The following is a 24266-nucleotide window of genomic DNA, read 5'->3' on the forward strand; positions in this document are numbered from 1 at the left end:
TGTGGCCGCACCCCCGGACGCCAGACAGGGCGGGATCGGGAGGGCGGACTGTTGCTTCGCGAATTGGTGTTGGTTCGAGACGTGCAGAGGCAGGCGATGGCGAAGGTTTCCCCCGGCGAATTCGTCAATCAGGTGCAGACCGAGGCGAAGAAGATCGTGTGGCCCACCGGCCGCGAAACCATGATGACTGGCGTGATGGTCGTCATCATGACGACGCTGCTGGGCCTGTTCTTCTTCGGCATCGACACTTTTTTCGGCGCGATCGTCCAGTGGTTGCTGGGCGTCGCGGCAGGCCGGGCCTGAGTTTTTCGCGATTTCCAAGGAAGTCGAACTGGTTTTTTGGTTGCCGCGATTTCCAGGGAAATCGCTAGGCGGGAGTTTGAAGAGGTAACATGGCGCGCTGGTACATCATCCACGCCTATTCGGGCTTCGAAAACAAGGTCAAGGAATCGATCCTGTCCGAAGCCGAGCGCATGGGCCTCTCTCAACTGGTCGAGCAGGTGGAAGTGCCTGTCGAGACGGTGACCGAGGTCAAGCGCGGAAAGAAGGTCCAGGTCGAACGCAAGTTCATGCCCGGCTATGTCCTCGCCAAGCTGGCGATGAACGACGACATCTATCACCTGGTCAAGAACACGCCCAAGGTGACGGGCTTCCTGGGTTCGATGGGCAAGCCGCAGGCGATCAGCGAAACCGAAGCCGCCCGCTATTTCGGCGCCCGCAAGGAAGCCGAAGCCGCGCCCAAGCACAAGGTCAGCGTCGATTACGAAATCGGCGACAGCGTCAAGGTGCTGGACGGTCCCTTCGCCAGCTTCAACGGCGTGGTCGAGGAACTGGATTTCGAGAAGAACCGGGTCAAGGTGTCGGTGTCGATCTTCGGTCGCGCCACCCCGGTCGAGCTGGATTTCGAGCAGGTCGAACTGTCGAAGTAAGAATTTGGCGGCCTTGCTCCGGCAGGGACGCGAACAGAAATTTCCGGGCGACCGGAAATGTTGTGCGGGAGGAGGCTTCGGCCCCCGGTTGAACCGCTAAACTTGAACCGGGCGCGCCTTTCGGGGTGCGTCCAGCAACAGAGTGAGTGACAATGGCCAAGAAGATTACGGGCTATATCAAGCTCCAGGTGCCCGCTGGAGCCGCCAACCCCTCGCCGCCGATCGGTCCGGCGCTGGGTCAGCGCGGTGTGAACATCATGGAATTCTGCAAGGCGTTCAACGCCTCGACGGACAAGATGGAAAAGGGCACCCCGCTGCCGACCATCATCACCGTCTATGCGGACCGCAGCTTCACCTTCACGACGAAGCAGCCGCCGGCCACCTACCTGATCAAGAAGGCGATCAACCTGAAGTCGGGTTCCAAGGAACCGGGCAAGATCGTCGCCGGCAAGATCACGCGCGCCCAGCTCGCTGAAATCGCGCAGGCCAAGATGGTCGATCTGAACGCGAACGACATCGACGCTGCAACGAAGATCATCGAAGGCTCCGCTCGCGCGATGGGCCTCGACGTGGTGGAGGGCTAAGACCATGGCAAAGCTGACCAAGAAGGCGAAGGCTCTGGCCACCGCAGTTGACCGTGAAAAGCTGCATGGCGTCGATGAAGCGCTGGGCCTGATCAAGACCCACGCGACAGCCAAGTTCGACGAATCGGTCGAAATCGCGATCAACCTGGGCGTCGACCCGCGTCACGCCGACCAGATGGTCCGTGGCGTCGTCACCCTGCCCGCCGGCACCGGCAAGGACGTTCGCGTCGCCGTGTTCGCCCGCAACGACAAGGCCCAGCAGGCGCTCGACGCCGGCGCCGACATCGTGGGCGCCGAAGACCTGCTGGAATCGATCCAGGCCGGCAACATCGATTTCCAGCGCGTCATCGCGACGCCGGACATGATGGGCCTGGTCGGTCGCCTGGGTAAGGTGCTTGGCCCCAAGGGCCTGATGCCGAACCCGAAGCTGGGCACCGTGACGCCGAACGTCGCCGAAGCCGTGAAGGCCGCCAAGGGTGGCCAGATCGAATTCCGCGTCGAAAAGGCCGGCATCATCCATGCGGGCCTGGGCAAGTCGAGCTTCACCGCCGAAGATCTTCGCAAGAATTTCGACGCTTTCGTCGATGCGATCGTCAAGGCCAAGCCGTCGGGTTCGAAGGGCAAATATGTTCGCAAGATCGCCCTGTCGTCCTCGATGGGTCCGGGCGTGAAGGTCGATGTGGCGGAAGTCGCCTCGGTCTGATTTTTACGCTATATAGTTAAGGCAAGCCTCCTTCCGCGGGAATGCGGGAAGGAGGCTTTCTTATTTGGGGAAGCCGTCAATCGGCGCTTCCCCAACGGAGGTTGGTTTCCAACCTAGAATCGGGGTGTGTGACCTTGCACCCCGGACATCCGTATTGCGGATGGAAGGCACAGGTCTTGTTGTATCCGTCGGAAGAAGGCGGGTCGCTTTTTATCCGATGGAAAAACAAGAATATGGCATTTGATACTCTCCACCCCCTGCTCGCCCAGGCGCTGACCACCAAGGGCTATGAAGCGCTGACCCCGGTTCAGGCCGAAGTCACGCAGGACGAAGCGGTCGGCCGCGACCTGATCGTGTCGGCGCAGACCGGTTCGGGCAAGACCGTCGCCTTTGGTCTGGCCATGGCGAACGAATTGCTGGGCGACGCCGATCGCCTGCCCCCGCCCGCCTGGCCGCTGGCGCTGGTGATCGCGCCGACGCGCGAACTGGCGTTGCAGGTCAGCCGCGAGCTGGAATGGCTCTATGCCGGCGCCCGCGCCCGCATTGCCACCTGCGTCGGCGGTATGGACGCCGCCAAGGAACGCCGCGCCCTGGCGCAGGGCGCGCATATCGTGGTCGGCACGCCTGGCCGCCTGCGCGACCATCTGGAGCGCGGCGCGCTCGACCTGTCGGCGCTCAAGACCGCGGTGCTGGACGAAGCCGACGAGATGCTCGACATGGGTTTCCGCGAGGATCTGGAAGGCATTCTCGACGCCACGCCCGATGGCCGCCGCACCTTGCTGTTTTCGGCGACCATGCCCAAGCCGATCGTGGCGCTGGCCCGCCGTTACCAGAAGGACGCATTCCAGATCACCTCGGCCGCCGGTGAACGCGGCCATGGCGACATCAGCTATCAGGCGATGACCGTGGCCCCCGCCGACATCGAAAATGCGGTGGTGAACCTGCTGCGCTATCATGAGGCGGAGACGGCGATCCTGTTCTGCGCCACGCGCGACAATGTCCGCCACCTGCACGCCAGCCTGACCGAGCGCGGCTTCGCCGTGGTGGCGCTGTCGGGCGAGCATAGCCAGAATGAACGCAACCATGCATTGCAGGCGCTGCGCGACAAGCGGGCGCGGGTGTGCGTGGCGACCGACGTCGCCGCACGCGGCATCGATCTGCCCTCGCTGACCTTGGTGGTGCATGTCGAGCTGCCGCGCGACGCCGAGACGATGCAGCATCGGTCGGGCCGCACCGGCCGCGCGGGCAAGAAGGGGACGGCCGTGCTGATCGTGCCCTATCCGCGTCGCCGCCGCGTCGAATCGATGCTGAAGGGCGCGAAAATCCCGGTCGAATGGACGACCGCGCCGAGCAAGGAAGCCATCGCCCAGCAGGATGCCGAACGTCTGCGCGCGCAGTTGCTGGCCCCGGTGGAACTGGACGAGTCAGACTGGGCGCTGGGCACCGAGCTGCTGGAAGCCAAGAGCGCCAAGGAAATCGCCGCGATGCTGGTGAAGAGCGCCCGATCCGCCATGCCCGCGCCCGAAGAGCTGCTGGACGCCAGCGAAGCGCCGGCGCGCCGGGACGGACCGCGTCCGGGCTTTGAGAACACCCAGTGGTTCCGCATGAACATCGGCCGGAACCAGAATGCCGATCCGCGCTGGATCCTGCCGCTGATCTGCCGTCGTGGCCATGTGTCGCGCGGCGATATCGGCGCGATCCGCATCACCACCAGCGAAACGATGTTCGAAATCCCCAAGGCGATTTCGGCCAAATTCCTGGCGGCCGTCCGCCGTTCCGGCGAGGCGGGTGACGAAGGCGCGGACGTGATGTTCGATCCCGTCGACGGCGCCCCACGCCAAGAAGCGCGGGAAAACCGCCGCCAACTGCGCCCGTCCAACGACGCACGGCCCAACCGCAGCGGTCCCCCCCGTGGCGGTCCGGGCGCCGGTTCGCGCGGCGGCGCTGCCCCGCACAGCCCGCGCCCGTTCAAGGGCGCCGGCGCCGGTGGCCCGCGCAAGGGGCCGCCGCGTAGTCGCGGCTGACATCCTTTCGGACAGCTAGGCACTTTCGGGGCCGTCAGTCATTCCCATGGGCATGACTGACGGCCCTGTTCTTATTGCCATATTGGGCGACCAGCTCGCCCCCGACATCGCCGCGCTACGAGATGCGGACAAGGCGCGCAGCGTCGTGCTGATGATGGAGGTGGCGGACGAAACCACCTATGTCCGCCATCACAAGGCCAAGATCGCCTTCATCCTGTCCGCCATGCGGCATCATGCCGATCGGTTGCGGGCGTTGGGATGGACGGTTGATTATGTAAAGCTAGACGATACCGCCAATAGCGGCAGCTTCACCGGCGAAGTCGCACGGGCCGTTGAACGCCACAAACCAGTCGCCATCCATGTCACCGAGGCCGGGGAATGGCGGGTGCAGGCGATGCTCGACGGCTGGGCGCTCCGCTTTGGCCTGCCGGTCACGGTGCATGAAGATGATCGCTTCCTCTGTTCCCATGGCGCGTTCGACACATGGGCGGCGGCGCGCACCCGGTTGCGGATGGAATATTTCTATCGCGACATGCGGCGCAAGACTGGCCTGCTGATGACGGCGGAAGGGAAGCCCGAAGGCGGCGAATGGAATTATGACGCGGACAATCGCAAGCCCCCGCCGCAGCGCGACCTGCTGATGCCGCAGCCGATCCGCTTTCGTCCCGATGCGATCACGCGCGATGTGCTGGGAATCGTCGCGGATCGCTTCGCCGATCATATCGGCAGCCTAGACCATTTCCATTTCGCGGTGACGCATGAGGACGCGATGCGGCAACAGCGGCGCTTCCTGGATGAGGCGCTGCCGCATTTTGGCGACTATCAGGACGCGATGCTGACCGATGAGCCGTTCCTGTGGCACGCGATCCTGTCGCCCTATATCAATGTCGGATTGCTCGATCCGCTGGCGCTGTGCCGCGCGGTCGAAGCGCGCTATCGGGCGGGCAAGGCGCCGCTCAATTGCGCCGAGGGATTCATCCGCCAGATCATCGGCTGGCGCGAATATGTGCGCGGCGTCTATTGGCATGAGGGACCGGACTATGCGCGGCGCAACGCGCTGGGCGCCACACGGCCCCTGCCCGGCTTCTACTGGACCGGCGAGACGGACATGCACTGCATGGCACAGGCGATCGGACAGACGATCGACCATGCCTATGCCCATCATATCCAGCGGCTGATGATCACCGGCAATTTCGCGCTGCTGGCGGGGATCGACCCGCATCAGGTGCATGTCTGGTATCTGGAAGTCTATGCCGACGCCTATGAATGGGTCGAGCTGCCCAATACGATCGGCATGAGCCAGTTTGCCGACGGCGGCCTGCTGGGATCGAAGCCCTATGCGGCGGGCGGCGCGTATATCAACAGGATGTCGGATTATTGCGGCACATGCCGCTATGACGTGAAGCAGCGGATTGGCGAAGATGCCTGTCCGTTCAATGCGCTCTACTGGGATTTCCTGGCGCGTAACGAGAGTGCGCTGGGACGCAATGTCCGGCTCGCCATGCCATACCGCAACTGGGCGCGGATGGACGAGCAGGTCCGCGCCGCCACGCGGGCGCAGGCGGCGCGGTTCCTGGCTTCACTGGATTAGGCCGCGCCGCACAGCGCCAGCATCCGGTTGGCCAGTTCACGTTCGCCCATCACGACATGGGGGACGCCCAGCCCCTGAAGATAGTCGACCTCCGCATCGCTGTGCGCGCGGGCGACGACATCCAGATCAGGATTGAGGTGGCGGGCATGTTCGTGGATCGCCCCGCCCTCAAAGCCTTCGGGCACCGCGATCAGCAGGCGGCGCGCCTTGGTCACGCCGGCGGCGTTGAGATGGCGGTCCTCCAGCGCATTGCCGCGCACGACGGACAGGCCGGCCTCCTGCGCCTCATCCGCCTTCTCCGGGTCATCCTCTATCACGATGAAGGGGATGTCGCGCCGGGTGAGGCCAAGCGCGATCAGCTTGCCCACACGGCCATAGCCGATGAGTATGATATGGCCGACCGCGGGCCGGGCCGCAGCGACCCGTGCGGCTTCATCGTCCACCTCCTCCTGCTTGCGGTCGCGCACGACCAGCGAGAAGAGGATGGGATTGAGGAAGATCGACACGATCGCGCCGGCCAGGATCAGGTCGCGCGCGTCGGCCGGGAGGACGCCAAGCCCGGTGCCGAGCGAGGCGAGGATGAAGGAAAATTCGCCGATCTGCGCCAGGCTGACCGCGATGGTGAGCGCTGTGTCGTTGGGATAGCGGAACAGGCGGACGATGGCATAGGCGGCGATCGATTTGCCCACGACGATGATCGCGACGGTGGCCAGCAGCGGCAGCGGCTGTTCCCACAGGACGGCGGGATTGAACAACATGCCCACCGACACGAAGAACAGCACGGCGAAGGCGTCGCGCAGGGGGAGCGTTTCCTCCGTCGCGCGGCGGCTCAGGGGCGTTTCGCCCAGGATCATGCCGGCGAAGAAGGCGCCCAGCGCGAACGACACGTCGAACGCATAGGCCGCGCCGAACGCCACGCCCAGCGCGATCGCCAGGACCGCGAGGCGGAACAGTTCGCGCGATCCGGTGTGGACGACCCAGTGCAGCGCCCAGGGGATGACGCGGCGGCCCACCACCAGCATCAGCGCGACGAAGCCCGCGACCTTGAGCAGGGTGCCGACCAGCGGCGCGATCAATGCCCCCGCGCCCCCGCCCGCGTCGGCGCTGTTGATGACGTTGGCGAGCGCGGGCAGCAGGACGAGCGCCAGGACCATCACCAGATCCTCCACGATCAGCCAGCCGACCGCGACGCGGCCGCGCCGCGTTTCGACCAGGTCGCCGCCCTGGAGGGCGCGCAGCAGGACGACGGTGCTGGCGACCGAGAGCGCAAGGCCAAAGACGATCCCACCCATCAGCGGCCAGCCCATGAGGTGAGAGAGGCCCATGCCGAGCAGGGTGGCCACCGCGATCTGCACCAGCGCGCCGGGCACCGCGATATTCTTGACCGAAAGAAGATCCTTGAGCGAAAAATGCAGGCCGACGCCGAACATCAGCAGGATGACGCCGATTTCGGCCAGTTCGTTGGCGAGGCCCGCATCGGCGACGAAGCCGGGGGTGAAGGGGCCGACCATGATGCCGGCGACGAGGTAGCCGACCAGCGGCGAGAGTTTGAGGCGATGGGCGATAGCGCCCATGATGAAGGCGACGACGAGACCGGCGACGATAGTGCCGATCAGGGGCGTGTGATGGGGCATGGGTGGCTTTCGATATGCGGCTGCCGACGGCGCGCTATGGGCCGCGCCGTCGTACAGTCTAACATTATTATTCTAGGACGGTCATCATCACCGCGGACAGACCTGCGGCGGCGACGGCCAGACCGGACATGACGGCGGGCATGAACCACCAGGGCGGGCGGCGACGGGTGCGCCGTGCTTTCCTGCGAGCCATGGGATGCTCCTTCTTCCGACGAATGCCCGCAAGGTGCGGGCGAAGACGCGAATCGTCAGGAAGCGGCAGGCGGCGCACGGGCGCGACGGGTGCGCGCCGGGGCGAAGGAACGGGGATTTTGGGAAGGACGAGCGGCGGAAGCGATCCGCCTAACGTGAAGGCCGGCCAGCAGGATGATCGCGAGGGCGAGAGCGAGAATCAGGGGCGGCGCGCCGTCGCCATCGGGGCGCGGCGCAGCGACTAACTGCGCGGCGGCCTGGGCGCGCGCCTTGAGCACGACGTCAGTGGTGGCGGGATTGAAAGCCGATCCCGTGGCGCGGCTGAGCGGTGGCCCCAGCGGCGCCAGCGCGGACAATAAAGTCACCAGAATCAGCGTCCACAAGGCGATCAGGACAGTCAGGCGCAGGATCGCGACCTTCCCATTCCATCCCTGCCCCATGGCGTGCCGCATATATAGTCGCTATCCCTTGTTCGCCGCCAAGATAGGCCTGGTGACGCGGTAAAACCACCCCCATCCTGCGCCGCCATCGGTTGACAGGTGCGAGTCATTCCACTAACGGGCCACATTCCCGCGCGGGTCGGCTAAGGCGTCATGTCTTTGGTGAGCTGCGTAAAGCAGATTTGAACGAGAAGAGACAAGCCATGTTCGCTATCGTGCGCACAGGCGGCAAGCAGTATCGCGTCGCCGCCGGAGACAAGATCGTCGTTGAAAAGATGGCTGGCGAAGCCGGCGACCAGGTGACGCTGGGCGATGTCCTGCTGGCCGGCGAAGGCGGCGACCTGAAGGACGTAGCCAAGTTGACCGTTGCGGCGGAAATCATCGCGCAGGCGAAGGGCGAGAAGGTCATCGTCTTCAAGAAGCGTCGCCGTCACAATTATCGCCGCAAGAACGGCCATCGCCAGAATCACACGATCCTGCGCATCCTGTCGATCGGCGGCGAAAGCAAGAAGGCCGACAAGGCCGCCGCCAAGACCCAAGACGCAGCGCCGGCTGCTGCCGAAGCCTGATCGCTTCCGGCCAGATATTCCAGGAGTTTAGACAATGGCACATAAAAAAGCTGGCGGTTCGTCGCGCAACGGTCGCGATTCTGAGTCGAAGCGCCTTGGCGTGAAGAAGTTCGGCGGTCAGGAAGTGATCGGCGGCAACATCATCATTCGCCAGCGCGGCACGCGCGTCTATCCGGGCCGCAATGTCGGCATCGGCAAGGACCACACGCTGTTCGCGCTGAACGAAGGCCGCGTGGTATTCCACACCGGCAAGCTTGGCCGCAAATATGTGTCGGTCGATGCACTGGCCCAGGCGGCCGAATAACGGACGATCGATGACGGATCGTCCCCCGCAATAGGGGCGATCCTCCCGGTAGGGCTTTGACAGCAACTGCCGGTTTTCGAGGGAAACAAGGGGCGCTCCTTTCATGGGAGCGCCCCTTTTCCGTTGCCCGTTCCTTGCCGGAACGATGCTGACAGACAAGGGTGCATTTCTCTTCCGATTTCCCTCAAGCCTCTGGAACTCCACGTCTTCTCGCGCGTCTTGCGGGCGGGGATTCATCCAGAACCGCGCGTCGCGAAGTCGTCATGATTGGCGGCTAAGGGCGCAGACAAGAGGAGAGACGAGAATGTTTGCCCGTACCCCCCGCCTGCTCCTGCGTCCGGGCTGGATGGAAGATGCCGCCACGCTGGCCCAGACGATCAACGACCCGGCGATTCTGCGCAACCTGTCGCGCGCGCCCAGCCCCTATGGACTGGACGACGCGCAGGCGTTTCTGGCCCTGCCGCAGCATCCGCACCTGCCGCGCCTGCTGGCCTTCACCCGCACCCAGGGCGCGCCGCGCCTGGTCGGCGGATGCGGCGTGCATCTGGACGAGGATGGCGCGCCGGAACTGGGCTATTGGATCGCCCGTCCCTATTGGGGCCTGGGCTTTGCCACCGAGGCCGCCCGCGCCGTGCTGGGCATGGCGCGCGCCAACGGCGTCCGCGCCATCCGCGCCAGCCATTTCGCCGACAATCGCGCGTCGGGCAACGTCCTGCGCAAGCTGGGCTTCCGCTTCACCGGGCAGACCGCGCGGCGCTACAGCCTGGGCCGCGACGCTATGGTCGATTGCCTGTTGTTCGAGGAAGGCGATGCGGGGCGGCAGGATAATGACCCGGCCATGGACCTGTACCGCGATGCAGTGGTGCCGATGGCGGCCTGATTGGGCGCCTCCCTTTATAGGGGATTCGCTTTAGGTCGATCGAACAGCCGCGTCGGCTTCCCGCCCAGTTCGGTGTCGGTCAGCATCTGGAAACCCAGTTTCTCGGCGACCTTGATCGAGGCCATATTGCCGGGATCGATGATGCAGCGGATAGACGGCGCTTCCAGATTGGCGTCGCTCCAGGCGAGGATCGCCTGCATCGCTTCGGTGGCGATCCCCCTGCCCCAGGCTGGCGGACCGAGCACCCAGCCGGCTTCCGGCACGCCCTCCAGTTCGGCAAGGCCCCTTTCGGCGTTCAGCAGGCCCGCTTCCCCCAGGAAGGCGCCGCTGTCGCGCTCCTCGATCACCCACATGCCATAGCCGAGCAGCGACCACATGCCGGCATAGCGCAGGATGCGGAACCAGACCGCCTGGCTGTCGAGCGGGACGCCGCCAATGTGGCGCACGACGGCCGGGTCGGCCCAGAGCGCGCGGCAGGCGTCATAATCCTCGACCCTGTGGGGGCGGAGGATCAGGCGGGTGGCTTCGAGTGTGGGGGCATCGGTCATGCGCCGATAAGAGCCCCCTGCCCGCGTCCGGTCAAGCGGTCGAAGGCAATGCGCCGTCCGGCTGCGCATTGGCGTAGGGGCTGTCGGCGAGAGCGATGAGCGCGCGGTCGTCGATCGCCCACGGATGGAAGCCGGGCAGGAAATAGCCCAGCCACGGCCGCACGACCCGGCGCACGATACCGGGCCGCACCAGCGCATAGCGCAGCAGCCCGCCCCAGGCGCGTCGCCCGGTAATGCCGTCCTGCCGCAACAGGTCCATCATCCCGCGAGCGCGGTGGTGGAGGAAATGCCTGGTCACGACCAGCATCATCGCCGTCTTGACCCACCAGCGTTTGACGCGGCTCCAGTCGCGCGTGGCATGGACCCAGGTGTCGTGCGCCACGCCCTTATGCTCGATCTCCTCGATCGCGTGCCAGCGCCACAGCGCCGCGCTCTCCGGGTCGGCGCCGTCGAGATGGCGCGGGTCGCGAAGCAGTTCATGGGCGAGGATGGCGGTGAAATGCTCCAGCGCCATGGTCGCGGCCAGGCTGGCGATCGGCGGGCGCTGTTTGGCCAAGTCCAGCACCATCGTCACATCGGCGTCGAGGCGGGATACGTCATAGCCATGGTCGGTCACCTGCCGGTTGAAGGCGATATGTTCGCGGCTGTGGACGACTTCCTGCTTGGTGAAGGCGGCGATCTCGCCCGCCAGCCTGTCGGGCACGCCGTCGCGGAAAGCGCGGACGCTCTCGATGAAAAAGGCTTCGCCGCGCGGGAAGGTGATCGACAGCGCATTGAAGAAAGCCGTGGCGATCGGGTCGCCGTTCAGCCAATGTCGCGCTGTTGCACGGTCTCGCCCGAAACGGCGGTCGCGCGGCGTGATGGTGAGGTCGGTCGGGGTCATGGGGATGTCTCCGGTCGTTACTTACATTGATGTAAATAAGAGTTGCTTACAATCATGTCAATAAAACGCGCGCGCCTCAGCCCGGATGAAAGCCGCCTCATCGCCGTGGAGGCGGCCCGCGACCTGCTGATCGAGGCGGGTCCGCAGGCGGTGACGCTGAAGGCCGTGGCGGGGCGGGTCGGACGGACGCACGCCAATCTGCTGCACCATTTCGGATCGGCGGCGGGATTGCAGAAGGCGCTGGCGGCGCATCTGGCCGACACGATCACCGCCAAGATCGGCGAGGCGGTGGACGCGGCGCGGCGCGGCGAGGTCAGCCCGCGCACGATCGTCGACATGACCTTCGATGCGTTCGATCGGGAAGGCGCAGGCGCGCTGGCGAGCTGGATGCTGGCGTCAGGCAATGAGGATGCGTTGGACCCGGTGGTGGAGGCGATCCACCGGCTGGTCGACAAGCTGGCGGCGAGCGCGCTGACCCCGCATCTGGCCGAACTGATCCGGGACAATACGCTGATGCTGGTGCTGCTGGCGCTGGGCGATTCGCAGCTGGGCGGCGCGATGGCCGCCGCGCTTGCCCTGCCGCGCGAAAAAGCGCGCGAAATCGCCACGCGCAGCCTGACTTTCGCGCTGATGCAGGAGGCTGCTGCCATAGCGGCGCAGGCCAAGGTTTAACTTTTCCCCTTTTGCGGTTATGGGCCGCCCATGCATTTTCTCGATCAAGCCAAAATCTATATCAAATCCGGCTGGGGCGGCCCCGGCGCGGTCAGTTTTCGCCGCGAAAAATATGAGGAATATGGCGGTCCCGACGGCGGCAATGGCGGCAAGGGCGGCGACATCATCTTCGAAGCGGTGCAGGGCCTCAATACCCTGATCGACTTCCGCTATACCCAGCATTTCAAGGCGCAGCGCGGCACGCCCGGCATGGGCAAGAACCGCTATGGCGCAGGCGGCAAGGATCTGATCATCAAGGTGCCGGTCGGCACCCAGATATTGTCCGACCCCAAGCCGATCGAAGGCAGCGAGGACGAGGACGGCAATTGCGACTATGAGGACCAGGACGTCCTGGCCGACTTCACCGAGGTCGGGCAGCGCGTCACCTTCCTGCGTGGCGGCGACGGCGGCCGGGGCAACATGTCCTACAAGACCAGCACCAATCGCGCGCCGCGCCAGCATGGCACGGGCTGGCCGGGGCAGGAAATGTGGGTGTGGCTGCGGCTGAAGCTGCTGGCCGATGTCGGGCTGGTGGGGATGCCGAATGCGGGCAAGTCTACGCTCATCAATCAGGTGACCAACACCAAGGCGAAGGTCGGCGCCTATGCTTTCACCACCACCAAGCCGCAACTGGGCGTGGTGTTGCACCGCGACCGCGAGTTCGTGCTGGCGGATATTCCCGGCCTGATCGCCGGCGCAGCCGAGGGCGTGGGCATCGGCGATCGCTTCCTGGGGCATATCGAGCGGTGCCGCGTGCTGCTGCACCTGATCGACGCGACCACCGACGATCCGATCGAGGCCTTTCATATCGTCACCGAGGAATTGGCCGCTTATGGCGAGGGGCTGGACGAGAAGCCGCAGATCGTCGTGCTCAACAAGGGCGACCTGCTGGGGCAGGAGCTGATGGAGGATATTGCCGGCCAACTGCGTGACGAGGCGGGCGTCGAGGACGTGTTCATCATCTCCGGCGCGACCGGCGAGGGCGTGGGCGCGCTGCTCGACGCGGTGCTGCTGGTAATGGACGAGGATGCGCGCGACGCGGAAAGCGAGGGCGCGGACGAGGGCGACGGGACATGGTCGCCGATCTGACGGCGCCATAGCCCTACCTCCTTTTGGTTCGAGCCTGTCGAGAACCATGCGCGAGGGTTCTCGACAAGCTCGAACCGAACGGATGTTGTTTTAGACCGCCATGAACGCCTTCTCCGGTTTCCCCCCTGCCCTCGTCCGCCGCCTGGTCGTCAAGATCGGCTCCGCGCTACTCGTCGATCCGGCGGGCGCGGTGCGGGTGGACTGGCTGCGCACGCTGGTCGCCGATGTCGCGGTGCGTCGCGCGGCGGGGCAGCAGGTCATCATCGTGTCGTCGGGCGCGATCGCGCTGGGCGCGCGGCGGCTGAAGCTGCCCAAGGGCGGGCGCGGGTCGTTGGAGGATGCGCAGGCCGCGGCGGCGACGGGGCAGATCGCCCTCTCGCAATGCTGGGCCAGCCTGCTCGACGAAAAGGGCATCACCGCAGCCCAAATGCTGGTGACGCTGGACGACCTGGAAAATCGCCGCCGATACCTGAATGCATCAGCCACGCTGGAACGGCTGATGGCGCTCAATGTCGTGCCGGTGGTCAATGAGAATGACAGCGTGGCGACGGCCGAAATCCGCTTCGGCGACAATGACCGGCTGGCGGCGCGCATCGGACAGGCGGCACGGGCTGACGCGGTTGTGCTGCTTTCCGATGTTGATGGGCTTTACACCGCCAACCCGCACGCCGATGCCAGCGCCATGCTGATAGAGACGATAGAGACGATCGACGCGCGGATCGCGGCTATGGCCGACGACGGGTCGGCGTCCGGCATGGGGTCGGGCGGCATGGTGTCGAAAATCCAGGCGGCGCGGATCGCGACCGGCGCGGGCGCGCATCTGGCGATCATTTCGGGCAAGGTCGACGCGCCGCTGTCGCATTGGGCAGGTGGCGGCAAAGGGTCGATCTTCCTGGCCGCCCAAGGAAAAGGCGCGCGCAAGGGCTGGCTGGCCGGTCGGTTGACCACGCGCGGGCGGATCATCGTCGATGCAGGCGCGGAAAAGGCGTTGGACAAGGGCAACAGCCTGCTGCCCGCTGGCGTCGCCAGTGTCGAAGGCGTATTCGATCGCGGCGACGTGGTCGACATCGTCGCGCAGGACGGCCGGGTGATCGCGCGCGGGCTGATCGAATATGACAGCGAGGCCGCCGTGAAGATCGCGGGCAAGCGCAGCGAGGATATCGCTGCGCTGCTGGGTGAAATGCCGCGATCGGTGCTGGTCCATCGCGACCATATGGCGATGGTCTGAGAGACATGCAGCAGATGCGGATCGCCATGACGGGCGCGACGGGGTTCGTCGGCGCCGAGACTTTGGAGCAGGCGTTGGCGGACGGACTGCGCGTCAATGCGCTGACCCGCCGGGCGCAGCCGCCGCGCGCGAAGCTGAAATGGGTGCATGGGTCGCTGGACGATGCCGCCGCGCTCGATGCGCTGGTGCGCGACGCCGATGCGGTGATCCATATCGCAGGCGTGGTGAACGCGCCCGACCGCGAGGGTTTTGAGGCGGGCAATGCGCGCGGCACGATGGCGGTGGTCGATGCGATGCGGAAACGCGGGATCAAGAGGCTGATCCATGTGTCATCGCTGGCGGCGCGCGAGCCGGGCCTGTCCGACTATGGATGGTCCAAGGAACTGGCCGAGAAGCATGTGAAGGCGAGCGGGCTGGATTGGACGATCGTCCGCCCGCCAGCGATTTACGGGCCGGGCGACAAGGAAATGCTGGAGCTTTTCCGCATGGCCAAGCGCGGCATCATGCTGCTGCCGCCGGGCGGGCGCTTGTCGGTGATCCATGTGCGCGATCTGGCGGCGCTGTTGCTGGCGTTGACGCAGGAGCGCGAGAACAGCCTGACGCGCACTTATGAGGTGGATGACGGCACGCCGGGCGGCTGGGATCATCAGGATTTCGGGGCCGCGATCGGCCAGGCTGTAGGGCGGACGGTGCGGACCTTCGCCACGCCGGGATGGCTGCTGAACATCGCGGCGCGGACCGACCGGATGGTGCGCGGTAAAAAGGCCAAGCTGACGCCGGATCGGGTCGATTATTTCTGCCATCCCGACTGGGTCGTCGCCAAGCGCAAGCAGCCGCCCAAGCGGCTATGGTTGCCGCAAGTGAAGACGCAGGATGGGTTGACGGCGACGGTGGCGGCCTATCGGGAGAAGGGGTGGCTGTAACCGAACGGAGGTTACTGGTTTTCCATCGCAGGCTTCTTCGCCCGCTGTTCCGCCAGAAATTCGCTGATCGCCTGGCCGCTGGCGTTGAGCAGCGGGTAGGTGCGGGCGTCCGACAGCCAGTCGGGGCGGCGCGCGCCGCTGCCGTAGAATGTGTCATAGACCAGGCTGAAGGCGAGAAAGAGCAGGGTCGCGCCGATCAGCCCTTTGACCGCGCCGAAGCCGCCGCCCAGCACCCGGTCGACCGGTCCCAGCACCGATTGGCGGGTTCGGCGGCCGATGGCGTGGGCGATCATCTTGCCCGCGCCGAAAGTGACGCCGAACACCAGCACCAGCGCCAGGATCGCCGCCCCGCTGGGGGCGCCAACAAAGGGCGTCAGCACTTCGGCGACGGAGGCGTGGAACAGGCGGATGCAGAAGATCGCCAGCACCCAGGCGATGAGCGAGAGGGTTTCCAGCACGAAACCACGCATGAGGCCCAGCACGGCGCAACCCCCGATGGCGAGCAGGACGGATATGTCGATGGCGTTCATTGCCAGCGTGGCTATCCGCGTCCCAGCATCTGGTCAACAAGCTGCGCGAGGGTACGGAAACCACTGACCGCGATTCCCTTCACCCCGTCGGCCGCGGCGGCGGGGAGGAAAGCGCGGTTGAAGCCGAGCTTGGCCGCTTCGCGCAGCCGCAGCGGGGCATGGGCGACAGGGCGGATTTCGCTCGATAGCGCAATCTCGCCGAACAGGATAACGTCCGACGGCAACGGCTTTTCCGACAGGGCCGACACCAGAGCGGCGGCGACGGCCAAGTCCGCGGCGGGATCGGACAGGCGATAGCCGCCCGCGACGTTCAGATAGACTTCGCAGGTCGAGAAGCTGAGGCCGCAGCGCGCCTCCAGCACGGCCAGCACCATGGCCAGCCGCCCGCTGTCCCAGCCGACCACCGCACGCCGGGGCGTGGCGCCGCTCGACAGGCGCACGACCAGCGCCTGGATTTCGACCAGCACCGGCCGCGTCCCTTCCAGCGCGGGAAAGACGGTCGCGCCCGTCACCGTCTCGTCGCGCTGGGTCAGGAACAGGGCCGAGGGGTTGGCGACTTCCTCCAGCCCCTCGGCCACCATGGCGAAGACGCCAATCTCGTCCGTGCCGCCGAAGCGGTTCTTGATCGCGCGCAGGATGCGATATTGGTGACTGCGCTCCCCTTCGAACGCCAGCACGGTGTCGACCATATGTTCCAGTACGCGCGGGCCGGCGATGCTGCCATCCTTGGTCACATGGCCAACCAGGATCAGCGCGGTGCCGCGCTGCTTGGCGAATTTGATGAGTTCCTGGGACGAGGCCCGGACCTGGCTGACGGTGCCCGGCGCGCCCTCGATCAGGTCGCTATGCATGGTCTGGATCGAATCGATCACCAGCAGGGCGGGCGGCGGCCCTTCGCTCAGGGTCGTCAGGATGTCGCGCACCGACGTCGCGCTGGCGAGCATGACCGGCGCATTGCCCAGGCCCAGTCGCTGCGCGCGCAAGCGGACCTGGTCGGTCGCTTCCTCGCCGCTGATATAGGCCACCGATAGACCGCGCGCGGCGACCCGCGCCGCTGCCTGCAACAGCAGGGTCGATTTGCCGATGCCCGGATCACCGCCGATCAGCGTCGCGGAGCCCGCGACGATACCGCCGCCCAGCGCCCGGTCGAACTCCGCGATGCCGGTGCTGGTGCGCGGCGGCAGTTCGACCTTGCTGTCGAGGCCGATCAGCGCGATCGCGCGGCCGCCATTTTGCAGATCGTGGCGCGAGGAGAAGACGGTTTCGGCCGCTTCCTCGACGATGCTGTTCCACTCGCCGCAATCCTCGCACTGGCCCTGCCAGCGGGCCGCGACGGCGCCGCATTGCTGACAGACGAATTTGCGCTTTGCCTTAGCCATGGTCACGATATGGCGGGCAAGTGCGAACAATGCAAGAACATCGATCGCGCCGCTGGAAACATCCGGCGCGCTGGCGCATTGTTACGGCCATGAAAACTATTCGCGTCGCGAGCTATAATATCCGCAAGGCCATCGGCACCGACCGGCGGCGGATGCCCGAACGGGTGCTGGAGGTGCTGGCGGAAGTCGACGCCGATATTATCGCTTTGCAGGAGGCCGACCGGCGTTTCGGCGTGCGGTCGGCGGCGATCCCGCCACGGCTGATGGACAGCCAGAGCGACTATAAAGCGGTGCCGCTGGACGTGCAGGCCGATTCGATGGGCTGGCACGGCAATGCGCTGTTGGTGCGCAAGAGCGCCGAACTGGGCGCGCATGACGTGCTGCACCTGCCCTATCTGGAGCCGCGCGGCGCGACCATGGCGGAGGTGACGACGGGCGGCGCGAGCGTGCGCGTGTTCGGGATGCATCTCGACCTGTCGGGACTGTGGCGACGCAAGCAGGCCGCCGCGGTGATCCATGCCGCGGCTCAGGGCGCGGCGATGCCCACGGTGCTGATGGGCGACTTGAATGAATGGAGCGCGGGGCGTGGCTGCCTGGCCGACTTTGCGCGGCACTATAGTTTCGCGCCCTGCGGCCGGAGCTTCCATGCGCGGCGGCCGGTGGCGCGGCTCGACCGGATCATGCATTGCGGCAAGCTGACGCTCAAGGATTGCGGCGTCCATGAAAGCGGTGCGGCGAGGAAGGCGTCGGACCATCTGCCGATCTGGGCGGAGTTTTCGGTTGGGTAGCCGCTGCCTCCGTTGTTTTGACTTGTCAGTCTCGACAAGTCCCCCGCCCTCTGCGACGTTCCCCCCATGAAGGAGCGGGAATTGCGCTTGGCGCTGGTCTGCTACGGCGGCATCAGCCTGGCGATCTACATGCATGGCATCACCAAGGAGGTGTGGCATCTGGCGCGCGCCAGCCGCGCCTTTCATGAGGGCGCGCCGGGCGACGGCGGCGGCAGCGAGGCGGTCTATGCCCAGGCGCTGGCGGCGATGGAGGCGGCCAGCGGCGTGCGGCTGCGCGTGATGCCGGACATCATCGCGGGCGCCAGCGCGGGCGGGATCAACGGCATCTTCCTGGCGCAGGCGATCGAGACGGGCCAGTCGCTGGAGCCGCTGACACGCATGTGGCTGGACAATGCCGATGTCGACCGGCTGCTGGACCCCGACGCGCGCCCGGCCCGCGCCATGACCAAATTCTGGGCGACGCCCCTGGTCTGGATGGCGGCGCGGCGGCCAGGCGATGCGGTGGAGCGCACCGTGGCCCCGGACACGCGCGAAGAAGTGCGGATGAAACTCTCCCGCTTCATCCGGTCGCGCTGGTTCGAGCCACCCTTTGGCGGGGAGATATTCTCCACCATGTTGGTCGACGCCTTTGACGCGATGGCGGCGACCGGCAATGGTCCGCCGCTGCTACCCGACGGGCATCCGCTGGACCTGTTCGTCACCGTCACCGATTTCGAGGGGCATCCGCAAAGCCTGAACCTCAACAGCCCGCCGCAGGTGATCGAGACCGAGCATCGGCTGTCGATCGGCTTCAAGGCGCGCGGACGCGGGGAGCGACCGTTCGCCGATCCGGCCGAACTGGTGTTCGCGGCGCGCGCGACCGCCAGCTTCCCCGGCGCCTTCCCGCCCTTCACCGTGCGCGAACTGGACCGGGTGTTGAAGCGCCGCCATCGCGCCTGGCCGACGCGCGACGCCTTTCTGGGCCGCGCCCTGCCCCGCCATGCGGCGCGCGGTACGGCCGAGGACGCGGTGCTGATCGACGGATCGGTGCTGGCCAACGCCCCCTTCGCGCAGGCGATCGGTGCGTTGCGCAACCGGCCCTCGCGCCGTGAAGTCGACCGACGCTTCGTCTATATCGATCCCAAGCCGGGGCACCGATCCATCCGCTTGAACAAGGAAGGCGAGCAGCAGGAGGCGCCGACCGGGGCGGACACGCCCCTGCCCGGCTTCTTCCGCACCATTTTCGGCGCGCTGTCGGACATTCCGCGCGAACAGCCGATCCGCGACAATCTGGAGGCTATCGACCGGCACAGCACGCGCATCCGGCGGATGCGGCGGATATTGGACGCGCTGCGTCCCGGCATCGAGGCGGAGGTGGAGAGCGCGATCGGCAAGATGCTGTTCCTGGACCGGCCGACGCCCACGCGCCTGTCCGCCTGGCGCGCCAAGGCGCAGCAGCGGGCGGCGAGCGCGGCGGGCTTCGCCTATCCGGCCTATGGGCACCTGAAATTGTCGGGCATTGTCGAATCGCTCTGCGCGCTGCTGTTCCGCCTGAGCGGCGAAGACAGCGCCATGATGCGCGAAAGCTATCGCCAGGCGATCTGGGCCGATATCCGCAAGGATGGCGCCGACCAGTTGAGCGCTGAGAGCGGTTCGGCCTCCGCCCCGGTCGCCTTCTTCCGCGCCCACGACCTGGCCTTTCGCATCCGCCGCCTGCGCTATCTGGCGCGGCGACTGGCCGACACGCTGGAACTGGACGCGCAGGCCGACGATCCTGCGGTGCAGGGGATGCACGACGCCATCTATGGCGCGCTGACGCTCTATGCCGAATGCGAGGATAGCGACTTTCATGGCCCCGACGTCGCCGCGGCGGCCAAGGCGGTGTCGACCGATGCCGCCGCCGCGCTGGCGGCGGTGGCACAGGCGTGGGGGTTGAAGGCGCGGGACGAGGCGGCCGACCAGATGCTGGCGGACGCCTTCGCGGCGCTGCCCAAGACGGGGCGGCGGACGATGCTGCTCGCCTATCTGGGCTTTCCCTTCACCGACATCGCCACCCTACCGTTGCTCCAGGGTGACACTCTGGATGAATATGATCCGGTGAAAGTCGACCGGATTTCGCCGGAAGATTGTGGCGCGATACGCGGCGGTGGCGCGGCCGCCACACTCAAGGGCATTGAATTCAACAACTTCGGCGCGTTCTTTAGCAGGGTCTATCGCGAGAATGACTATCTGTGGGGCCGATTGCACGGCGCCGAGCGGCTTCTGGACATCGTGATTTCGGCAATGCCCGCAGCAACCCGCCTTTCGCCCGACGCTCTGGCCGACTATAGGCGGGCCGCGTTTCTGGCGATCCTGGACGAAGAAGAGTCGCGGCTGCCCCATGTAGCCGATTTGATCGCCAGCTTGCGGGAGGAGATCGGGTGAGCGGGCGTTTGGGTCTGGTTCCTGTGGTGCTGATGCTGGCCTTGGTCGCCGGTTGTCGCGGCTCGTCCGCCGACAATGCGCAGGCCGACAATCGCTCGTCGCAGCCAGTCGCCACCGTCGCCTCGATCGAACCAGAAGCCGCCCCCCTGCAGCCCCCCGTCGAACCCGTCATCGCGCCGGTGAAGGCGTTACCGGTCGTAACCGTGCGCGCGCAACCGGCGCCGCGCAACGCGCTGGACCTGCCGCCGTCCGACGATGGCGGGTCGGCGCTGCCCTTTCCGCAGGAAGTCACCAGCTTCATGGTGGGCCGCGACGGATGTGACCATTTTCGTGGCGAAGAACCCCATGACGCCGAACGGCGCGCCTATATCGCCGAAAATATCGCCGAATTGTGCAGCGGCACCGACGCGAAGCTGGCGATGCTGCGGCGGCGCTATGCGGGCGATCGGTCTGTGACGGCGGCCTTGCGGGGTTATGAGGACCGGATCGAGGGCGTCTCCAACTACTGAATGCTCAATCCGCCAGCGCGTCGATCGCATGGGCGAGGTCGATGTCGCGTTGTGACAGGCCGCCCGCGTCATGGGTGGTGAGAAGAATGTCCACCCTGTTATAGACATTCGACCATTCGGGATGATGATCCGCCTTTTCGGCCAGTATCGCGACCCGCGTCATGAAGCCGAAGGCGCCGACGAAATCGGTGAAGGTGAAGCGGCGCGATATGCCTTCCGGCTCCGCCACGCTGGTCCATTGCGGCAGGTCGGCCAGCGCGACGGCGCGATCCTCTTCGCTCAGTTTGCCAATCATGTCCCTATCCTCATGAAATGCCTTGGGGCCTGAAATGCCTTGGGTTATGTGGCAGGCATGTCGCACCCCGGTCAACCGCTCCGCTTCGCCCCGACCCCCCAGGAGATCGAGACGCTCGCGCTGGAGGCGCTCAGTCGCCTGCCCGACCCGTTCAACGCGCATCTGTCCGATGTCGTGCTGTTCGTGGAGGAGTTCGCGCCAGCCGACATCTTGAAGGAAATGGAGATTGACGACCCGTTCGGCCTGACCGGCCTGTATAGCGGCCGTCCGGTGGGCCAGGAGGCGCAGACCGGGGACGTGCCCCCGACCGTACATCTGTTCCGCCGCCCGCTGCTCGACGAATGGGTCGAAACCGGCGTGCCGCTCGACGCGCTCATCACCCATGTTGTGGTGCATGAGATCGGCCATCATTTCGGCCTGTCCGACATCGATATGCATGTGCTGGAGGATATGGTCGCCTCATGAGCGGGGCGGCGCTGCGCCTGCACGGGCTGGCCTGTTTGCGCGGGGGGCGGATGCTGTTCCGGGACGTTGATTTGTCGCTGACGGCGGGGGGCGGCGCGTTGCTGACCGGTCCCAATGGCGTGGGCAAGTCCAGCCTGTTGCGAGTCATCGCCGGGCTGCTGCCGGCCTTTGCAGGCACGGTGGAGCGAACCGGCGGGATCGCGCTGACCGACGAGCGTCTGGCGCTGGACGCCGACCTGCCGTTGCGCCCAGCGCTCGATTTCTGGGCTAGGCTGGATCGGGCCGACGGCCAGGCGGTGGCGGCGGCGCTGGACGCGATGGCGCTGACAGCGCTGGCCGAGGTGCCGGTGCGGATGCTGTCGACCGGGCAGCGCAAGCGTGCGATGCTGGCGCGGGTGATCGCCAGCGGGGCGGCGATCTGGCTGCTGGACGAGCCGGGCAACGGGCTGGACACGGCGTCCACGGCGTTGCTGGGCGCGGCGGTGGCGACGCATCTGGCGGCGGGCGGGATCGTGGTCGCAGCCTCCCACCAGCCGCTGCCGATCGACGCGCCGGTGCTGATCGTGCTCGGCGACTATCAGGCGGAGCCGGCATGAGGCTGCTCTGGCTGCTCGCCGCGCGGGATTTGCGCCAGGCCTGGGCGTCGGCGGGGCTGTGGCTGCCGGTCGCGTTCCTGCTGCTGGTCGCCAGCCTCTACCCCTTTGCGGTCGGGCCGGATGCCGCGCTGCTGGGGCGCACCGGCGGCGGAATGCTGTGGATCGCCGCGCTGCTCGCCAGCCTGTTGCCGGTCGACCGGCTGGTCGCGCCGGACCGGGACAGCGGCGTGCTGGACCAGATCGCGCTGCGCGGCATCGGCGAGGAAATGGTGGTGATCGCCCGGCTGGCGGCGCATTGGCTGGGCTTCGGCCCGCCGCTGATGCTCGCTACCCTGCCCGCCGCGACGCTGCTGAAGCTGGACGGGGCGACGATCATGCAACTGGAGATCGGGCTTTTGATCGGCACGCCCGCGCTGGCGGCGCTGGGGCTGCTGGTGGCGACGCTGACCGCCGGGCTGCGATCGAGCGGCGCGCTCGCGGGATTGCTGGCGCTGCCGCTGGCGGTGCCGCTGCTGATTTTTGGCGCGGGGACGCTGGGCGATGGCAGCGGCGCAGCGCTGAAGTTCCTGGGCGCGGCGTCGCTGCTGATGGTGGCGATCACGCCCTTCGCTGGCGGGGCGGCGATCCGGGCGGGGCGGGAATAGGCATTTCGCGACGTGACTCCCGTTCATTGACGAACGGCGGCGAATCTGGCAATTTCCCTTACGGCAGCCGAGAGAACATCGGCGCCAGGAGAGGATGCTCATGAACCGAATTCAGACGAATTCCGGCAATATCTTTCATGCGCTGCTGATGCGATGCCTGGCTGACCGGCATCAGCCGACTGACGAGGAGATCGACCTTGTCGCGGGCAAGATATGGCATGAGAGCCGCGGATCGGCGACCGGCCAGCCCTGGCTGGACGTAGCGCGCGGCAGCGATGCGCACCGGCAGATGATCCAGGCGGCGACGATGGCGCTTACCCCCTAAGCGCGAGAGACGGTGCCGCTGCGATAGCCAAGGCGGGTCACCTGCCCAATCGCCATTTGCAGGGATGAGAGGGCGAGCCTCTGTCCCCTCCTCCTTTGCGCCTGCTCGACATCGCCCTGCCCTTGCGCCAAAGGCGGCGGATGTTCGGTATCGTCGCATCCATCCTGTTCGTCCTGATCTGGTCAACCGGCTTCATCGTCGCGCGGGCGGTGGTGCCGCATGGCGCGCCGGAACTGATCCTGGCGGTGCGCCTGACCGCAACGACGCTATTGCTGGGCGGGGCGGCTCTTTACGCGCGGCAGGCGTGGCCAAGGGGCAAGCGGCTGGGACTGCATCTGGCGGCGGGGGCGATGCTGCACGGCCTGTACCTGACCGTCAGTTGGTGGGCGGTCGGCCGCGGGATGCCGGCCGGGATCATGTCGCTGCTCGGCGCGACCCAGCCTTTGATGGTGGCGGTGGCGAGCGTCGCGCTGATGGGAGAGCGGTTGCCGGGGCGCAACTGGGTCGGGCTGGCGATCGCAATCGGCGGGGTTGTGTGCGTGCTGCTGCCTGCGCTGGAGCGCAGCAGCGCGGGGGCGACCGGGCTGGTCCCGGTGGTGGCGGGGGTGATCGCGGTGATCGCCATGACCGGCGGGACGCTGATCCAGCGCGGCCAGATTGCGGGCGACCCGATCCTGATGTCCGGCGCGGTGCAGAATTTGGGCGGGGCGATGGTGGCGATCGCCGCGACGCTGATCGTGGGCGAATGGCGCTGGGACAATGATCCTATGTTGTGGATCGGCCTTGGCTGGTCGGTGCTGGGGCTGTCGGCGGCGGGGCTGTCGCTGCTGGTGTGGCTGGTGCGGCATCAGGGGCCGACGCGCATGTCGATGCTGTTGCTGCTGGTGCCGCCGCTGGCCGCGATCGAAGCGTGGCTGCTGTTTGGCGAGCGGCTGGGGCCGGTGCAGATCGTGGGTTTCGCGCTGGCGCTGGGCGGCGTATTGCTGGGCCGGTCGCAGGGCAGGAAGGCCGAGTTGGTCGAGCCGGCCTGAACGGCGCGGTCTTGGAATAGCCCGTCACGCAACCGTCATTTTCTGCAACATCGCTGTCATGAGCGCGCG

The 24266-nt window shown here is 66.4% G+C and carries 29 protein-coding genes; 21 read left to right on the top strand and 8 right to left on the bottom strand.

Annotated features, from left to right (window positions below; all coding sequences use genetic code 11):
* Positions 1–96: 96 nt before the first annotated feature.
* The 6 genes from secE (at position 97) to sphantq_RS05075 (ending at position 5831) form a co-directional block, all read left to right on the top strand.
* Positions 97–303: a preprotein translocase subunit SecE gene (gene secE / locus sphantq_RS05050; protein WP_066603991.1), complete on the top strand. Its 207-nt coding sequence runs from the start codon at positions 97–99 to the stop codon at positions 301–303.
* Positions 304–392: 89 nt separating this feature from the next.
* A complete protein-coding gene (nusG, locus tag sphantq_RS05055) occupies positions 393–929 on the top strand; it encodes a transcription termination/antitermination protein NusG (RefSeq protein WP_066603996.1) in 537 nt (178 codons plus the stop codon).
* 152 nt (positions 930–1081) lie between these two features.
* Positions 1082–1513: a 50S ribosomal protein L11 gene (gene rplK / locus sphantq_RS05060; RefSeq protein ID WP_066603999.1), complete on the top strand. Its 432-nt coding sequence runs from the start codon at positions 1082–1084 to the stop codon at positions 1511–1513.
* Positions 1514–1517: 4 nt separating this feature from the next.
* Positions 1518–2216 carry a 50S ribosomal protein L1 gene (rplA, locus tag sphantq_RS05065; RefSeq protein WP_066604003.1) on the top strand — a complete coding sequence of 233 codons (699 nt, stop codon included), beginning with the start codon at positions 1518–1520 and terminating at the stop codon, positions 2214–2216.
* Between the two features lie 233 nt (positions 2217–2449).
* Positions 2450–4240 carry a DEAD/DEAH box helicase gene (locus tag sphantq_RS05070; RefSeq protein WP_272799749.1) on the top strand — a complete coding sequence of 597 codons (1791 nt, stop codon included), beginning with the start codon at positions 2450–2452 and terminating at the stop codon, positions 4238–4240.
* Between the two features lie 52 nt (positions 4241–4292).
* The gene (locus tag sphantq_RS05075; protein WP_272799750.1) at positions 4293–5831 is read left to right on the top strand and encodes a cryptochrome/photolyase family protein; all 1539 of its coding nucleotides are present in this window, start codon (positions 4293–4295) and stop codon (positions 5829–5831) included.
* Here sphantq_RS05075 and ybaL read toward each other — a convergent pair.
* The 3 genes from ybaL to sphantq_RS05090 all read right to left on the bottom strand — a co-directional run bounded on the left by ybaL (position 5828) and on the right by sphantq_RS05090 (position 8109).
* On the bottom strand, positions 5828–7465 hold the full coding sequence (gene ybaL, locus sphantq_RS05080; RefSeq protein WP_066604006.1) for a YbaL family putative K(+) efflux transporter: 1638 nt from the start codon (positions 7463–7465) through the stop codon (positions 5828–5830). The two genes, sphantq_RS05075 and ybaL, sit on opposite strands and share 4 nt — an antisense overlap.
* Positions 7466–7532: 67 nt before the next feature.
* On the bottom strand, positions 7533–7658 hold the full coding sequence (locus tag sphantq_RS05085) for a hypothetical protein (RefSeq protein WP_269076436.1): 126 nt from the start codon (positions 7656–7658) through the stop codon (positions 7533–7535).
* Positions 7659–7713: 55 nt separating this feature from the next.
* On the bottom strand, positions 7714–8109 hold the full coding sequence (locus sphantq_RS05090) for a hypothetical protein (RefSeq protein WP_272799751.1): 396 nt from the start codon (positions 8107–8109) through the stop codon (positions 7714–7716).
* A 191-nt stretch (positions 8110–8300) separates the two neighbouring features.
* Here sphantq_RS05090 and rplU point away from each other — a divergent pair, with 191 nt between their 5' ends.
* The 3 genes from rplU (at position 8301) to sphantq_RS05105 (ending at position 9850) form a co-directional block, all read left to right on the top strand.
* Positions 8301–8666, top strand: a complete 366-nt coding sequence (rplU, locus tag sphantq_RS05095; RefSeq protein WP_066604011.1) for a 50S ribosomal protein L21 — start codon at positions 8301–8303, stop codon at positions 8664–8666.
* Between the two features lie 34 nt (positions 8667–8700).
* Complete coding sequence (gene rpmA, locus sphantq_RS05100; RefSeq protein ID WP_066604014.1) at positions 8701–8970, top strand: 50S ribosomal protein L27; 270 nt, start codon at positions 8701–8703, stop codon at positions 8968–8970.
* A 304-nt stretch (positions 8971–9274) separates the two neighbouring features.
* Positions 9275–9850, top strand: coding sequence for a GNAT family N-acetyltransferase (locus sphantq_RS05105; RefSeq protein WP_129926784.1), 576 nt, complete (start codon positions 9275–9277; stop codon positions 9848–9850).
* Positions 9851–9864: 14 nt separating this feature from the next.
* Here sphantq_RS05105 and sphantq_RS05110 read toward each other — a convergent pair whose 3' ends face one another.
* A complete protein-coding gene (locus tag sphantq_RS05110) occupies positions 9865–10398 on the bottom strand; it encodes a GNAT family N-acetyltransferase (protein ID WP_272799752.1) in 534 nt (177 codons plus the stop codon).
* Positions 10399–10429: 31 nt separating this feature from the next.
* Positions 10430–11281, bottom strand: coding sequence for a metal-dependent hydrolase (locus sphantq_RS05115; protein WP_272799753.1), 852 nt, complete (start codon positions 11279–11281; stop codon positions 10430–10432).
* Between the two features lie 54 nt (positions 11282–11335).
* Between sphantq_RS05115 and sphantq_RS05120 the strand changes: the two genes are divergently transcribed.
* From sphantq_RS05120 to sphantq_RS05135, 4 genes are all read left to right on the top strand, one after another.
* The gene (locus sphantq_RS05120; protein ID WP_066604035.1) at positions 11336–11953 is read left to right on the top strand and encodes a TetR/AcrR family transcriptional regulator; all 618 of its coding nucleotides are present in this window, start codon (positions 11336–11338) and stop codon (positions 11951–11953) included.
* A 30-nt stretch (positions 11954–11983) separates the two neighbouring features.
* A complete protein-coding gene (gene obgE, locus sphantq_RS05125) occupies positions 11984–13081 on the top strand; it encodes a GTPase ObgE (protein WP_066604038.1) in 1098 nt (365 codons plus the stop codon).
* 100 nt (positions 13082–13181) lie between these two features.
* A complete protein-coding gene (gene proB, locus sphantq_RS05130; protein WP_066604040.1) occupies positions 13182–14309 on the top strand; it encodes a glutamate 5-kinase in 1128 nt (375 codons plus the stop codon).
* 26 nt (positions 14310–14335) lie between these two features.
* On the top strand, positions 14336–15232 hold the full coding sequence (locus sphantq_RS05135) for an NAD-dependent epimerase/dehydratase family protein (RefSeq protein ID WP_129926825.1): 897 nt from the start codon (positions 14336–14338) through the stop codon (positions 15230–15232).
* 11 nt (positions 15233–15243) lie between these two features.
* On the opposite strand, the gene sphantq_RS05140 is transcribed toward sphantq_RS05135, so the two are convergent.
* Positions 15244–15762, bottom strand: a complete 519-nt coding sequence (locus tag sphantq_RS05140; RefSeq protein WP_129926786.1) for a CvpA family protein — start codon at positions 15760–15762, stop codon at positions 15244–15246.
* An 11-nt stretch (positions 15763–15773) separates the two neighbouring features.
* Entirely contained in the window at positions 15774–17141 is a 1368-nt protein-coding gene (gene radA, locus sphantq_RS05145; RefSeq protein ID WP_272799754.1) for a DNA repair protein RadA, read from the bottom strand.
* Positions 17142–17230: 89 nt separating this feature from the next.
* On the opposite strand from radA, the gene sphantq_RS05150 reads away from it, so the two are divergent.
* From sphantq_RS05150 to sphantq_RS05160, 3 genes are all read left to right on the top strand, one after another.
* Positions 17231–17929: an endonuclease/exonuclease/phosphatase family protein gene (locus tag sphantq_RS05150; protein ID WP_066605555.1), complete on the top strand. Its 699-nt coding sequence runs from the start codon at positions 17231–17233 to the stop codon at positions 17927–17929.
* A gap of 66 nt (positions 17930–17995) precedes the next feature.
* The gene (locus sphantq_RS05155; protein ID WP_272799755.1) at positions 17996–20332 is read left to right on the top strand and encodes a patatin-like protein; all 2337 of its coding nucleotides are present in this window, start codon (positions 17996–17998) and stop codon (positions 20330–20332) included.
* Positions 20333–20361: 29 nt separating this feature from the next.
* Positions 20362–20841, top strand: coding sequence for a hypothetical protein (locus sphantq_RS05160; RefSeq protein WP_272800184.1), 480 nt, complete (start codon positions 20362–20364; stop codon positions 20839–20841).
* A 4-nt stretch (positions 20842–20845) separates the two neighbouring features.
* Here the strand turns inward: sphantq_RS05160 and sphantq_RS05165 are convergent, their stop codons facing one another.
* On the bottom strand, positions 20846–21136 hold the full coding sequence (locus tag sphantq_RS05165; RefSeq protein WP_066604045.1) for a 4a-hydroxytetrahydrobiopterin dehydratase: 291 nt from the start codon (positions 21134–21136) through the stop codon (positions 20846–20848).
* A 57-nt stretch (positions 21137–21193) separates the two neighbouring features.
* Here sphantq_RS05165 and sphantq_RS05170 point away from each other — a divergent pair, with 57 nt between their 5' ends.
* From sphantq_RS05170 to sphantq_RS05190, 5 genes are all read left to right on the top strand, one after another.
* Positions 21194–21601, top strand: coding sequence for a metallopeptidase family protein (locus tag sphantq_RS05170; RefSeq protein WP_066604047.1), 408 nt, complete (start codon positions 21194–21196; stop codon positions 21599–21601).
* The gene (ccmA, locus tag sphantq_RS05175; RefSeq protein WP_066604050.1) at positions 21598–22197 is read left to right on the top strand and encodes a heme ABC exporter ATP-binding protein CcmA; all 600 of its coding nucleotides are present in this window, start codon (positions 21598–21600) and stop codon (positions 22195–22197) included. The genes sphantq_RS05170 and ccmA overlap by 4 nt, the downstream gene beginning before the upstream one ends.
* Positions 22194–22841, top strand: coding sequence for a heme exporter protein CcmB (locus sphantq_RS05180; RefSeq protein WP_129926790.1), 648 nt, complete (start codon positions 22194–22196; stop codon positions 22839–22841). Before ccmA ends, sphantq_RS05180 begins: the two co-directional genes overlap by 4 nt.
* A 100-nt stretch (positions 22842–22941) precedes the next feature.
* On the top strand, positions 22942–23166 hold the full coding sequence (locus tag sphantq_RS05185) for a hypothetical protein (RefSeq protein WP_066604055.1): 225 nt from the start codon (positions 22942–22944) through the stop codon (positions 23164–23166).
* Positions 23167–23306: 140 nt separating this feature from the next.
* On the top strand, positions 23307–24197 hold the full coding sequence (locus sphantq_RS05190; protein WP_272799756.1) for a DMT family transporter: 891 nt from the start codon (positions 23307–23309) through the stop codon (positions 24195–24197).
* Positions 24198–24266 lie beyond the last annotated feature (69 nt).

Source organism: Sphingobium sp. AntQ-1 (assembly GCF_028538045.1).
GTDB classification, from domain to species: Bacteria; Pseudomonadota; Alphaproteobacteria; order Sphingomonadales; family Sphingomonadaceae; genus Sphingobium; species Sphingobium cupriresistens.